Raw genomic sequence first — 13,479 nt, 5'->3', positions numbered from 1 at the left:
CCTTGATCCGCTTGGGCCCCAGCTTCGGCAGGGTGGTCAGCAGGCTCACCACCACCTCGGGGGCGAATTCCACGAGCGCCGAATCGATCTGGCCGGCGTCGAGTACATCGGCCACCACGGGCTCGGCGCCGCACGCGGCGATCTGCGGCGTTTTCGCCGCGGATCGCGTCACCCCGATGACCTCGTGACCACGCGCGGTGAGCTCCCGCAGCAGCGGAATGCCCGGGACACTGGTCGCCCCCGCCACCAATACACGCATCTACCGAACACCCGCCTTCACCGGCAACCCGATTCTGGGCATGGGCTCACGGTAGACCCGGCGCGGTGCTCACTGGGGCGAAGTAGCCACCTTATGTGTTGCTGCCGCGGATTCCAGCTCTTGCAACAACTTCAGTGACAGGAACGTCATCGGGCCCTTGTCCTCGAACCGGCCGGACACATTGCCCGCGATCCCGCCCTGCACTGCCAGTTGGCTCTGCAGGTCCAGCTTGAGCTGCGGGCTCCCCTCGGCGAAGTCGAGGTCGGCCAGGTCCACCCACACGATGTTGGGCCGGGTGGTCGATTCGTAGACGTACCGTTTGTTCGTCAGGTCCAGCACCACCTGCCAGATGGTCTGCGAGGCATCAGGCTTGCCCGGGTCGGGGATCCGGAACGGCTGCGCCGCATTGCGGATCACCGAGAACATCGACGCGATGGCTTCCACCTGACTTGCGGGTTCGGGGAGCCGGCCGGCGTAATAGCTGGCGCGGGCGAACCGGTCGGCGGCCAGCGTCGAACCGGGCAACGGCTCGGTTCCCCCGAGTCCGGTGAACGACTTCACCAACTCCAGTTGCTGGTCGAAGGTCGGAGAATTGGTCATCACCCGGTAGGTGCGGTCGTGGTACACCGTGGCCTTGCCGTCGATGTACTCGATGATGGCCGAGTCCCCGGAGGCGTCGTCGAGCGCCAGATGGATGGCGGGCGGATCGCCGCCGGTGGGGTCGTCCATCTGTACGACCTGGACGTCGCTCTCGGCGATCCACGCCACCGCGTCGGCCACCGTGGCGAAATTGTCCAGGAAGTACTGCAGCCAGACGGCCTGGCTGAGCTGGGTCCGGCCGGCGTCCGGTGTGCCATAGGTGGACTCGGCGAGCCACAGCACGTGCCCGGCCAGCCCGGCCTCGTTGAGGCCGTCCACCGAGATGATGTCGAAGGCCGCGGCGATGACGCTGCCGTATTTCGAGGTCCAGCGCAGCTTGCCGGTGACGCCATCATCGCGGGTGACACCGCGGGGCTGTGTCCACAGGTTGGTCAGCAGATCCTTGTGGAAGTCCATGTTGCGGCCCACCAGGACGGCTCCGCCGGCTTCCGGCCAGATCACTCGAGTACACATGCGGAACAGCCTATCCAGGACCGTCCCGCAACGGTTCTGGCTGAGGAAAGTGGCACTGCGACATGGCTCTTACACTGCTCCGGCTGTCCATCCGTCGCGGACGAGTTTGCTGCTACGATCCCGCTCGAAGCCGCCGGCCGCTTCGCTCAGAGGGGGAATCGTGGGAAATACTCGCCGCAGCGTGGTACCGGCGTCGATTGTGGCGACAGCCGTCCTGGCCGCATCGGTCTCCATTTCCACGATGCCACCGCACGTGGCGTCGACACGGGTGGCCACGCTGACGTCACCTGCCCCGCAGACACTCCAGGTACGTCTCGCCGGCTTGGTGGAGCAAGCCATCGAAGATGCCACCGCAATGCCCTCGGCCGCCAACGACGTCGAGTCCGCTGAAACGCGAAAAAGCCTGACGTCCAATGCATCAGTGGCGGCCGTTCGCCCGCCTGTGGGCTACAGCCCGTTTTACCCGTTCACGACGCCGACAACGCCGCAGGGGTCACTCGGGTGGTGGGTGACGTTGCCGATAGCCATCCCCGGCCTTGTTTTCGACAGCCTCGCCCAGAGCTTCACGCGGGAACTGAGCGACCGAGGCCTGGACGCACGCCTGGCCAACCAGCCCGAGCTGCTGTCCCGGTACCTCTTGGTGCCGATCGCCGTCACCATCCAGACAGCGCTCACCGGCCTGATCGGTGGGGGCACCGTCGAACTCGGGAAGTTCACCCTGCCTCAGGCAGTGTTCTGGTCGGCCAGGAGCCTGCGCACGGCGATCGCCAATACGATTGCCGCCGAGAAGGATCTGCTCAGCGGTGGAACCGGCGTCCTGCCCGAGGATGAATCCGTCGCGGCTGACAAGCGCATCGCGCTGAGCGCCTCGGCGCCTGCGACGGTCGCAACCGCCACCACGAAGCCCAAAGTTGCCCAGCGGCCTGTCGCGCCGGCACACACCGCGCAGCCACCGACGTCGACACCACCGACCGGTGACACCGCTGACGATGCGGAAACCGACGCCTCCGTGTCGCGGTCGTTGCCGACCGCGGAGACGCCTGCCGGTCACACGAACAGGTTCCGGCTCGGACCGATCTCGCTGCCCAGTCCGTTCCGCGCGGGGCCGGCATCACCCTCGGCTGACCGGGCGGACTCGGATCGCCGCGGCAGCATCAGCGTCAAGTCGGCCGCATCGGGACGAAAATAGGCAGCACGCCGGTCACAGCGACCACCGCGCGGGGCACATCGAGCACTCGCCTCGGCTGCATTCACACGCCCCACGAGCCGCGGAAGTGCACCTGGTGCGCAGCCGTCTGCGGCCGGGACGCCGCTCACCCGACAGCGCGGCGGTGACCAGGGCCACTGCTGCCGAAGTTGCTGCCATCAGCAAGAGCAACCCGTCCGCTATTGCTGAATACATCGCACCGTCCCGCCGAACCGACTCAAACTGGGAATCCTGCGCGCACCGGTAACGCGCTGTAGTTGCCGAGCACATATCAAGATCGTTCCTTAGGACAATGACATGCGGGTTGCGAACGCGTCAATATGGCCCAGCACACATCCCGCGGCGTTCGATCCGGCCAAGAATTTCTGCATCGTCTGCGCGTTAAAATCTATGGTGGCGAAGGTAGACATCCCCATTTGGATGCGCTACATTCGTTCCTGTTGATGACGAAGAGAGCACGAGCGCGGGAGATGACGAACTACCCGCGAAGCAGGGGATTCAAAGCGGCCCAGCCGTATCGACCGGACGCTCCATACCGGTCCGGGTCGCTGCAGTACGCAGTGAGAAGTGCCGAGCAGGTCGATTCACTCGGCGGCAAGAAAGGAGGAGCTACCGTCGGATCGCCCGCAGAAGTTGTCGCGGGCCGATGCCGCAGCTACGAAGCAGTATCGATAGATGGTAACCATCTCCTCAGGGCCGGCGGCCCGGCGCGTCTCATGGCCGGGTTGCCGGCCCTTCTATTTCCTGCGGTAAATTCCAGGCTTTGAATAGTTCCTCTGGTAAGGCCTTGGAAGGCGCTGTGGTACCCCCGAAGAACACATCCGGTACGACCCCCGACGACAGGTTCGATGACGAGGACTACCCGGCCTACAGCATGGGTAGCGCCGCTCAGATGTTGGGAACCACACCAGGGTTCCTGCGCAGCCTCGACGAGGCGAAGTTGCTCGCCCCGCAGCGATCCGAGGGCGGGCATCGCAGATACTCCCGCTATCAACTGCGCATCGCCGCCCGCGCCCGTGAACTGGTCGACCAGGGAACAGCCCTCGATGCGGCGTGCCGAATCATCATCCTCGAAGACCAACTCGCCGAAGCGCAGGCGATCAACTCCGAACTCCACAGCCGCTTGGGCGACGACGACACGGCCGCAGGCGCCGGCAATTAGGTTTCAGCGGGGCCTCGCCATAGGACGACGAGGATGACGAGAAGGACATCGCCGCGAGCGAGCTGCGCTTTGTCGATGCTCTTGAACTGCACCACGAACCCGAACGCACCGACATATACATCCGCGAAACCTATGCGTGATGGGCATCTTCAAGGGACCTGAGGCAGTGACCGACACAGAGGCGCGCATCGCGCAGTGAGAAACACGTATCGGGTTGTTGGAGAAGGCAGTACGTTTGGGTCCGACTGACCCACGCTGCTAGTTCTCAGCGCCGTCCGCGTTACCGCTGCGATCGGTTGACTCCGACCGGCCGGCATTCGGCGACGCATCAGCACCGTCATCGTCCGCCTGCTCGTTCGCCGCAGAGCCACCCGCGGTTGACGTGGCCGGCCGGGTCGACTTCTTCGGCGAGGGGAACTTCAGCGTCGGCAGCTTCAACTTCGGCAGCTTCAGTGTCGGGAGCTTGAACGTGGGTTTCTTCGGCACGGACGTCACCACGTCGGCGGTGTCGAGGGCAGTGGTCTCGCCGGTGATCTCCGGCGTGCCGGTCTGGGCTTGCTCGTCGTCGTGCTTCGTCGTGTCAGCGGTCGGGTGCTTGAGCCCCGTTGCCGCCGAAGAGTCTGCCTGCGCAGTCGACAACGTCACCACCGATGCCGCATCCGGGAGCTCGGTCGACGACACCTCCGGCGCAGCGGCCGTGGCCCCAGATACCTTGGCGGCCAACGTCGACTGGCCGAACAGTGCCTTCTCGGCGGTGACAAATCCCTCGATGGCGGTCTTCACCGCATCCACGAAGAAGCTCAGCGCCTCGGCCGGGGTGAACTTGCCGTAGACGTAGGTTCCCTCCAGCCCGCCCACCAGCGCGGTCTGCACGGCCACGGCGATCGGCAGCACCAGGCTCCGGGCGATCAGCTGAGGCTGCTTCGCCCACCGCGGGTCGAAACCGGCCTCCGTGAGAGCCTGTGTCGCCCCGTCGAAGGTCGGCAGCAAGAGTGCGGTCTGGGTCGCGAACACCGTCGTCAGCGCGTACCCGACCACGCCGACCGGCTGAGCGTAGGGAACGAACGGGTTGTAGGCCATCAGCTGCACCGGCAGTGACTTCACCTCGTGCACGACAGCAGGCGCGACGTTCTCCGCGGCCCGCTGCACCGGTGGTGCGCTCACCGCGGCCGCGGCGGCGATCACCACCGCACCGGTCACCGCCACCATCGGTGCCATCCGTGCCTGCACATTGCCCTGAGCGTCCACCGCTCCCCCTTCGGTTAGATGAGAAGCTCATATAAGCACAAATATGTTTGCTGCCGTGCGCGAATAATCGCACTGATACTGGCATTTCCCTTCAAGCAAAGTTGCTGTGCGGACCGCGACGCACTCACCTCGACGAACCCCCTGTCAGCAAGCAAACGCGTCCCGATAGTCGCCGGACCATCCGCCACCTCAGGGTCGCCCACTCGATTCCCTACGTGCGCAGGAACTTCCGCCGCCTCGGACAGACCTCGCTGAGCCAAGGCGCCGCGCGGCCACACCGGAATTTGCTGGCGGACCCGTGGGACACCGAATGAGGCCGGTCGGGCACTGGACCGAGGAATGGTGGCGTCGCCGCCATTCGACTACAGCGACACAGACACCGGCTTCGCCTACGTGCTCGACGCCGCCGCAAGGAGAGGCCCGAACGGCCCTCCTGCTCGGCCTGGCCCACAACGAGGCAGCCCGGATTCGCCGAGATCGAGCAAACAGTTCTTGGCGGTGGCGGAGGGATTTGAACCCCCGGTCGGTGTTAGCCGACTCTCGCTTTCAAGGCGAGTGCATTAGGCCGCTCTGCCACGCCACCGTGGACAAGCCTAAGCGGTCTATACCCGTCCGAGTTTCGCGGGCCGTCCGTCGGCCTGCAATCCGGCGCTGATCCGGCGGCAGTTCTCCCCCGTCGCGGTGATCTGCGAACGGGACAGCCGGCCCAGGTAGTGGTTGCGCACGCCGGCGCTGTAGGTCTGCATCGCCTCGGCCAGCAGGGCGCGGCCCTCGTCGGTGATCGTGGCCAGCACGCCGCGGCGGTCATCCGGGCTGGCGACCCGGGTCACCAGGTTCAGCTTCTCCAGCCGGTGGATCTGGCGGGTCACCCGGCTGGGCAACGACATCAGCCCTTCGGCCAGGTCGCCCATGCGTGCAGATCCGTTGTCGGAGCTGTCCAGGATGTCGAGCAACCGCACATCGTTGAGCGCGAGTCCGTGAGCATCGACCAGTGACCGGTTCAATGTTGCATAGATGCGCAGCGCCGAGTCCAGAAAATTTTGCCAAGATTTCTGCTCAGCGATATCCAGCCCCGGCATGGTGCTTGCCGTTCGCCCCCCAATAATCGCTTCCATCGCGCAATCGTACGGCTGAAACGGGTAGTAGCGTAGGTCCAATGTGGGCCATAGTTGCGGTTTCAACCGAACGTATGACATGGCAAGAAGTTCCCGACGTCGCAGCTCACGCGGGTGAAGTGGTGATCAAGGTCGCCGCAGCGGGCGTGAATCGCGCCGATCTGCTCCAAGCCGGAGGTAGCTATCCGCCTCCGCCGGGCGCCAGCGACATCCTCGGTCTGGAGGTCTCGGGGACCATCGCCGAGATCGGACCCGGTGTCACTGGCTGGTCGGTGGGCCAATCGGTGTGCGCTTTGCTGGCGGGCGGCGGATACGCCGAGTACGTCGCGGTGCCCGCCGCACAGTTGCTGCCGGTGCCCGACAGCGTCGAACTCGTCGAGGCCGCGGCGCTGCCCGAGGTGGCGTGCACGGTCTGGTCCAACCTGATGATGACCGCGCGGCTGCGGCCCGGCGGGCTGCTGCTCGTGCACGGCGGAGCCAGCGGAATCGGCACCCACGCCATCCAGCTGGCCCGCGAACTCGGTACCCGGGTCGCCGTGACGGCAGGTTCGGCCGAGAAGCTGGCCGTCTGCTCGGAGCTGGGTGCCGAGATCCTGATCAACTACCGCGACGAGGACTTCGCCGAACGGATCCGCGAGGCCGGCGGCGCCGACGTCATCTTCGACATCATGGGCGCCAAGTACCTGGACCGGAACATCGACGCACTGGCCGACGGCGGACGTCTGGTGATCATCGGGATGCAGGGCGGGATCAAAGCCGAACTGAACATCGCCAAGTTGCTCGGCAAACGCGCCGGGGTCATGGCGACCGCGTTGCGGTCACGACCGGTCGACGGCCCGGACGGCAAGGGCGCGATCGTGGAACAGGTGACCGCCAACGTGTGGCCGCTGATCGCGGCGGGCAGGGTGCGCCCGATCATCGGAGCGGAACTGCCCGTGCAGGAGGCCGCCGAGGCGCACCGGCTGTTGAACGCCGGTGAGGTCACCGGCAAGGTGCTGCTGCGAATCGGTTGATCAGCCGAGTGAGGCCAGCACTCGTACCAGCTGGTCGACCTCGGCCGCGGTCGTGTAGTGCGACAAACCGATGGTCACCGCACCACCGATGTCGTTGACGCCGAGAGCATCCAGTACGCGCGAGTGTTCACTGCTGCCCACCAGGACCCCGTTGTCGGCCAGCCGCTGGATCACCCGCTCGGCGGGCACACCATCGACGGCCAGGCTCAGCACCGGGATGCGTTCGGCGGGGCTGCCCAGCACCATCACCAGCGGCAGCGAGCGCAGCGATGACAGCAGGTAGTTGAAAAGCCGATCCAGGTACAGCGCAGCCGATTCCATGGAAACCGACAGCCGCTCCCGGCGTGTCCCGGAGGCCGCCTCGTCCAGGTTGGCGAGGTACTCGATGCTGGCCACCACACCGCCGAGCAGACCGTACTGGTGGATGCCGGTCTCCAGCCGCGCCGGGCCGGTGGCGTGCGGATCCAGGGACACCGAGCTGAATTGATCGATGACGGCCGGGTCACGGAACACCAGCGCGCCGATCGGCGGGCCGCCCCACGCCACCGCGTTCAGCGCCACCACATCGGCGTCGATGTCGTCGATGTCGATCATCCGGTAGGGCGCCGCAGCGGAGTGATCCACGATCACCAGGCCGCTGTTCTCGTGCACCAGCTTGGTCACCGGCGTCAGGTCGGTGATGGTGCCCAGGGTCGCCGACGCCGACGTGATGGCCACCAGGCGGGTCGGTGCCGTGATCAGGCCCTCCCACTGCCAGGGCGGCAGTTCACCGGTCTCGATGTCGACCTCGGCCCACTTGACCTTGGCGCCGTACCGGTTCGCGGCCCGCAGCCACGGCGCGATGTTCGCCTCGTCGTCCAACCGGGACAGCACGATCTCGTAGCCCAGCCCCACCCGCACCGACGCGGCGTCGGCCAGGGAGGTCAGCAGCACCGCCCGGTCGGCGCCGAGCACCACCCCCTGCGGATCGGCCCCCACGAAATCGGCGACGGCCTGCCGCGCGGCGGCCAGCACCGTGGCACTGCGCCGGGCCGACGGATGCGGACCCGTGGCGATCGGCTTGGAGCCACGGAACGCGGTCGACACGGTGGTGGCCACCGAATCCGGCAGCAGCATCCCGTTCTGCGCGTCGAGGTGCACCCAGCCGTCGCCCAGCGACGGGTGCAGCCCCCGCACCCGGGCAACGTCGTACGCCATGTCAGCCACCTTAGAACGTCCGTGAAACGCACAGACGAACACACATTGGGTTAAAGGATCCGGCCGCACCGCACGGTAGGGGCCTCGATCACATCGGCAGCCATACTAATGCAGTGGGCTTGTCGTTCGGGGTGCTAATAGCCCTGTTGCTGTTGGTGTGCCCCGGAGCAATGGTCGCTCGTACCACCGGGCTCAACGTGCCGGTCGCCGTTGCTGTCGGGCCCGTGCTGACATACGGCGTTGTGGCACTTGCGATCGTGCCGTTCGGCGCGCTCGGCATCCCGTGGAACGGCTGGTCGGCACTCGGCGCGCTGGCAATCGTGCTCGGCGCCGCGGCGGCGGTGCGGCTCGCCGCGAACCGGCTCACCGAGCCCGAACCGCGGCCCCGCGGCCGGCGGGGCGGGGTCGACGGACCCATGCTGACGGTCGCCGCGGGCGTGCTGATCGGGGCTGCGCTGATCGGACTGGCGGCCTTGCTCAGGCCGGCCGACTGGGAGTCGATCCCGAGCAACTGGGACTCCGTCTGGCACGCCAACACCATCCGCTGGATCCTGGAGACCGGCCAGGCCTCACCCACCCACATGGGTGAGTTGCGCAACGTCGAGACGCACGCCGATCTGTACTACCCGTCGGCGTTCCACGCGCTGGCCGCGGTGTACAGCCAGCTCACCGGCGCGGCCGCCACCACCGCGTACACCGTCGGCGCACTGACCGCCGCGATCTGGCTCTTCCCGGTGAGTGCGGCGACGCTGACCTGGCAGATGGTCGGTACCGGCGGGCTGGCGCGCAGCGACCGGGGAATCATTTCAGCGGGTACCCGCTGGCAGGCCGCGGCCGCCGCCGGCACCGCCGCGGCGCTGGCGGCCTCGTTCACCGCGGTCCCCTACGTCGAGTTCGACGTCGCGGCCATGCCCAATCTGGTCGCCTACGGTCTCGCCGGGCCGACCGCCGTCCTGGCGATCTCCGCGGTGCGGCACCGCGAACGGATCCCGCTGGCAGTGCTGGCCCTGGTCGGAGTGTTCTCGGTGCACCTCACCGGCGGCGTCGTGGTGGTGGCGTTCGTCGCCGCGTGGTGGCTGCTGGCCGCCCTACGCACACCGGTGCACGGGCGCCGCGCCGATTTCCTCAGCCTGCTCGGGATCGCGGTGCCCGCGGTGCTGGTGCTGCTCCCCCAGTTCCTCTGCGTGCTGGGTCAGGCCGACATCATCGCCGGGCACGCCTTCGTCGACCATCTGGGACGCAAGCGGGCCCTGTTCGTCGCGATCGTCCAGCACACCCGGCACCTCAACGACTATCCGATCCAGAACATCCTGATCGCCCTGGCCGCCGCCGGCGGGCTGCTGCTGGCAATCCGGCGGATCTGGTGGCCGCTGGCCGTGTGGGCGTTGCTGATCGTCTCGATCGTGCACTCGGACGCACCGTTCGGCGGACCGCTCGGATTCGTCACCGGGAAATTCAGCGACCTGTTCTACAGCGACCCGCGCCGGTTGTCGGCGGTGGTGACGCTGATCTACACCCCGATGGCCGGTATCGCGCTGGCCGCGCTGGTGCTGGCGCTGGTCAGGAGCCGCCGGGTCCTGGCCGCGGTGCTGCTCGCCGCATCCGTGCTGGGGCTGGCCTGGCACTACTTTCCGCGGCACCGCTATCTGCTCGGCGAGAAGTACGACAACGTGATGATCGGCGAGAAGGACCTGGAGGGCTTTGCCTACCTGGCGTCGTTACCCGGGGCTCGCGACACCTTGATCGGCAACGCCAACACCGACGGCACCGCCTGGATGTACGCGGTGGCCGGGCTGCACCCGCTGTGGACGCACTACGACTATCCGGTGCAGCAGGGCCCGGGTGAGCATCGCTTCGTGTTCTGGGCCTACGCCGACGACGCCGACACCGACCCCCGCGTCGCCGCGGCCGTCCACGCCCTGAACATCCGCTATGTCATCACCAGCACACCGGTGGTCCGCGGGTTCGTCATGCCGGACGGACTAGTGTCGCTAGACAGCTCACGGTCGTGGACGAAAATCTATGACAACGGTGCGTCCCGCATATATGAGTGGCGCGGTGACCAACCCGACCAGATCAGACGACAGGACAGCAATGACCCACCCTGACGATGACGACAACGTCGAGATCCTCACCGGCGATCCGGCCGAGGCCGCAGCGGATGACGACGGGGGTTTGACCGGCCTGGTCGAGCAGCCCGCCAAGGTGATGCGGATCGGCACGATGATCAAGCAGTTGCTGGAAGAGGTGCGCGCGGCTCCGCTGGACGAAGCGAGCCGCAGCAAGCTGGCCACCATCCACCGCAGCAGCATCCGCGAGCTCGAGGACGGGCTGGCCCCGGAACTGCGCGAGGAACTGGAACGGCTGACCCTGCCCTTCAGCGATGACGCCGTGCCCACCGACGGTGAGCTGCGCATCGCCCAGGCCCAGCTGGTCGGCTGGCTCGAAGGACTGTTCCACGGCATCCAGACCGCGCTGTTCGCGCAGCAGATGGCCGCCCGCGCCCAGCTGGAACAGATGCGTCAGTTGCCTCCCGGGGCCGCTCCGGGACAACGCGGGCCGGGACACCCGGGCACCGGGCAGTACCTGTAGCCGCCCGTGTCGAACAGTCCGTTCATCTCCACCGAGAACGCATGGGTGGAGTTCCCGATCTTCGATGCCAAGTCGCGGTCGCTGAAGAAGGCGTTTCTCGGCAAGGCCGGCGGCACCATCGGCCGCAACGAATCCAACGTGGTCGTCATCGAGGCGCTGCGTGACATCACCATGTCGCTGCAGATGGGCGACCGGGTCGGTCTCGTGGGCCACAACGGCGCGGGAAAGTCGACACTGCTGCGGCTGCTGTCGGGAATCTATGAGCCCACCCGCGGATCGGCCACGGTACGGGGCAGGGTGGCGCCGGTGTTCGACCTCGGTGTCGGCATGGACCCGGAGATCTCCGGGTTCGAGAACATCATCATCCGCGGACTGTTCCTGGGTCAGACCCGCAAGCAGATGATGGCCAAGGTGGATGAGATCGCCGACTTCACCGAACTGGGCGACTACCTGTCCATGCCGCTGCGCACCTACTCCACCGGTATGCGGGTTCGGCTGGCGATGGGCGTGGTCACCAGCATCGACCCGGAGATCCTGCTGCTCGACGAGGGTATCGGTGCGGTCGACGCGGAGTTCATGAAGAAGGCCCGCACCCGGCTGCAGAGCCTGGTGGCCAGATCCGGAATCCTGGTGTTCGCCAGCCATTCCAACGAGTTCCTGGCCCAGCTGTGCAAGACCGCGATGTGGGTCGATCACGGCACCATCAAGATGACCGGCGGTATCGAAGAGGTCGTCGGCGCCTACGAGGGCCCGGATGCGGCCCGGCATGTGCGCGAGGTGCTCGCCGAGAATGCTCGTGATGACGCCTGAATCGGTGATCGCGGTGATCGTCACCCACCGCCGGGTCGAGGCACTCGCGGTGTCCCTGCAGGCGGTGAGCACCCAGACCCGCCCGCCCGAGCACCTCATCGTGGTCGACAACGACGACGATCCACGGGTGCGCGAACTGGTGGCATCCCAGCCGGTGCCGTCGACCTATCTGGGGTCGCGCCGAAACCTGGGCGGCGCGGGCGGTTTCGCGCTCGGCATGTTGCATGCCCTGGCGCTCGGCGCGGACTGGGTGTGGCTGGCCGACGACGACGGCCGCCCCGCCGACTCGTCGGTGTTGCAGACGCTGCTGGCGTGCGCGGCGAAGCATTCGCTGGCCGAGGTGTCGCCGATGGTGTGCGATCTCGATGACCCGACACGCCTGGCGTTCCCGCTGCGGCGCGGCATCGCATGGCGCCGGCACGTCGCGGAGTTGAAGGTCGACGGCTCCGATGACCTGCTGCCCGGGATCGCGTCGCTGTTCAACGGTGCGCTGTTCACCGCTGCCGCACTGGAATCGGTCGGTGTGCCCGACCTTCGCCTGTTCATCCGCGGTGACGAGACCGATGTGCACCGTCGCCTGGTGCAGTCCGGGCTGCCGTTCGGCACCTGCCTGGACGCGGCCTACCTGCATCCGCACGGCGCCGACGAGTTCAAGCCGATCCTCGGCGGGCGTATGCACACCCAGTACCCCGATGACGCGGCGAAACGCTTCTTCACCTACCGCAACCGCGGATACCTGCAGGCGCAGCGCGGCTTACGCCGGCTGGTCCCCCAGGAATGGGTGCGCTTCGGCTGGTTCTTCCTGGTCACCCGCCGCGACCCGGCCGGGCTGCGTGAGTGGCTGCGGCTGCGGCGGTTGGGCCGGCAGGAGAAGTTCGAAAGGTTCGGGGCGCCCCCCCAGGGCGAGCCAAGCGACGGGGGAAACAGATGACGTTCGTTGACGCGGCGGCCAACTCCAAGTCCTTCACCCGCGCCTGGGGCGACCTGACGGCCGGGTTCGGCAAGCGCGAGCTGTGGCTGCACCTGGGCTGGCAGGACATCAAGCAGCGGTACCGCCGCTCGGTGCTCGGCCCCATCTGGATCACCATCGCCACCGGCACCATGGCGGTCGCGCTGGGCGGTCTGTACTCCAAGCTGTTCAAGCTGGAGCTCTCCGAGCACCTGCCCTACGTCACGCTCGGGCTGATCATCTGGAACCTGATCAACGCCGCCATCATCGAGGGCGCGGACGTCTTCGTCGCCAACGAGGGTCTGATCAAACAGCTGCCCACCCCGTTGAGCGTGCACGTGTACCGATTGGTGTGGCGGCAGGTGTTGCTGTTCGCGCACAACATCATCATCTTCGTGGTGATCGCCATCATCTTCCCGCAGCCATGGAAGTGGACCGATCTGGCCTTCATCCCGGCACTGTTCCTGATCGTRCTCAATTGTGTCTGGGTCGCACTGGTTTTCGGCATTCTGGCCACCCGGTACCGCGATATCAGCCCGCTGCTGTTCAGCCTGGTGCAGCTGCTGTTCTACATGACCCCGATCATCTGGAACGACCAGACGCTGCGCGATCAGGGCGCCGGCGGCTGGGCGAAGATCATCGAGTTCAACCCGCTGCTGCACTATGTCGACATCGTCCGGGCGCCGCTGCTGGGCGCCGATCAGGAACTGCGGCACTGGATCGTCGTCCTGGTCTGCACGGCGCTCGGCTGGATCGCCGCCGCGTTCGCCATGCGTCAGTACCGAGCGCGCGTGGCGTACTGGGTGTAGCGGCC

Annotated in this window: 13 protein-coding genes and 1 tRNA gene; 8 read left to right on the top strand and 6 right to left on the bottom strand. The window is 66.8% G+C overall.

Annotated features, from left to right (window positions below):
• Positions 1-259: NAD(P)H-binding protein (locus AC1DTF_RS24325; protein ID WP_477475933.1), on the bottom strand; the 259-nt coding region annotated here is incomplete at its 3' end.
• Between the two features lie 69 nt (positions 260-328).
• Entirely contained in the window at positions 329-1,372 is a 1,044-nt protein-coding gene (locus AC1DTF_RS24320; RefSeq protein ID WP_477475932.1) for a linear amide C-N hydrolase, read from the bottom strand.
• 160 nt (positions 1,373-1,532) lie between these two features.
• Here AC1DTF_RS24320 and AC1DTF_RS24315 point away from each other — a divergent pair, with 160 nt between their 5' ends.
• On the top strand, positions 1,533-2,561 hold the full coding sequence (locus AC1DTF_RS24315; protein ID WP_156409468.1) for a hypothetical protein: 1,029 nt from the start codon (positions 1,533-1,535) through the stop codon (positions 2,559-2,561).
• Positions 2,562-3,366: 805 nt separating this feature from the next.
• Complete coding sequence (locus tag AC1DTF_RS24310; protein ID WP_442928793.1) at positions 3,367-3,741, top strand: MerR family transcriptional regulator; 375 nt, start codon at positions 3,367-3,369, stop codon at positions 3,739-3,741.
• A 258-nt stretch (positions 3,742-3,999) separates the two neighbouring features.
• Here the strand turns inward: AC1DTF_RS24310 and AC1DTF_RS24305 are convergent, their stop codons facing one another.
• The 3 genes from AC1DTF_RS24305 to AC1DTF_RS24295 all read right to left on the bottom strand — a co-directional run bounded on the left by AC1DTF_RS24305 (position 4,000) and on the right by AC1DTF_RS24295 (position 6,104).
• Entirely contained in the window at positions 4,000-4,989 is a 990-nt protein-coding gene (locus AC1DTF_RS24305; protein WP_477475931.1) for a hypothetical protein, read from the bottom strand.
• A gap of 493 nt (positions 4,990-5,482) precedes the next feature.
• Positions 5,483-5,572, bottom strand: a tRNA-Ser gene (locus AC1DTF_RS24300).
• A gap of 19 nt (positions 5,573-5,591) precedes the next feature.
• Positions 5,592-6,104: a MarR family winged helix-turn-helix transcriptional regulator gene (locus AC1DTF_RS24295; RefSeq protein ID WP_057171130.1), complete on the bottom strand. Its 513-nt coding sequence runs from the start codon at positions 6,102-6,104 to the stop codon at positions 5,592-5,594.
• Positions 6,105-6,145: 41 nt separating this feature from the next.
• Here AC1DTF_RS24295 and AC1DTF_RS24290 point away from each other — a divergent pair, with 41 nt between their 5' ends.
• The gene (locus AC1DTF_RS24290) at positions 6,146-7,117 is read left to right on the top strand and encodes an NAD(P)H-quinone oxidoreductase (protein ID WP_477475930.1); all 972 of its coding nucleotides are present in this window, start codon (positions 6,146-6,148) and stop codon (positions 7,115-7,117) included.
• Here the strand turns inward: AC1DTF_RS24290 and AC1DTF_RS24285 are convergent, their stop codons facing one another.
• Entirely contained in the window at positions 7,118-8,314 is a 1,197-nt protein-coding gene (locus tag AC1DTF_RS24285) for a cysteine desulfurase-like protein (RefSeq protein WP_057171132.1), read from the bottom strand.
• A 113-nt stretch (positions 8,315-8,427) separates the two neighbouring features.
• Between AC1DTF_RS24285 and AC1DTF_RS24280 the strand changes: the two genes are divergently transcribed.
• From AC1DTF_RS24280 to wzm, 5 genes are read left to right on the top strand one after another with little or no spacing between them, the layout of a single operon-like run.
• Complete coding sequence (locus AC1DTF_RS24280; RefSeq protein WP_477475929.1) at positions 8,428-10,422, top strand: DUF6541 family protein; 1,995 nt, start codon at positions 8,428-8,430, stop codon at positions 10,420-10,422.
• Positions 10,409-10,906 (top strand): bacterial proteasome activator family protein, encoded by a 498-nt coding sequence (locus AC1DTF_RS24275; RefSeq protein ID WP_057171134.1) that lies wholly within the window; start codon positions 10,409-10,411, stop codon positions 10,904-10,906. Before AC1DTF_RS24280 ends, AC1DTF_RS24275 begins: the two co-directional genes overlap by 14 nt.
• Positions 10,907-10,912: 6 nt before the next feature.
• Positions 10,913-11,716 carry a galactan export ABC transporter ATP-binding subunit Wzt/RfbE gene (wzt, locus tag AC1DTF_RS24270; RefSeq protein WP_057171135.1) on the top strand — a complete coding sequence of 268 codons (804 nt, stop codon included), beginning with the start codon at positions 10,913-10,915 and terminating at the stop codon, positions 11,714-11,716.
• On the top strand, positions 11,706-12,647 hold the full coding sequence (gene glfT1 / locus AC1DTF_RS24265; RefSeq protein WP_477475928.1) for a galactofuranosyltransferase GlfT1: 942 nt from the start codon (positions 11,706-11,708) through the stop codon (positions 12,645-12,647). The genes wzt and glfT1 overlap by 11 nt, the downstream gene beginning before the upstream one ends.
• Positions 12,644-13,474: a galactan export ABC transporter permease subunit Wzm/RfbD gene (gene wzm / locus AC1DTF_RS24260; protein WP_477475927.1), complete on the top strand. Its 831-nt coding sequence runs from the start codon at positions 12,644-12,646 to the stop codon at positions 13,472-13,474. Before glfT1 ends, wzm begins: the two co-directional genes overlap by 4 nt.
• The last annotated feature ends 5 nt before the right edge of the window (positions 13,475-13,479 follow it).

The organism is Mycobacterium sp. P4_H6 (assembly GCF_056400845.1).
Note: the sequence above shows the minus strand (reverse complement) of the source record. Positions and strands in the feature narration are given on the sequence as shown.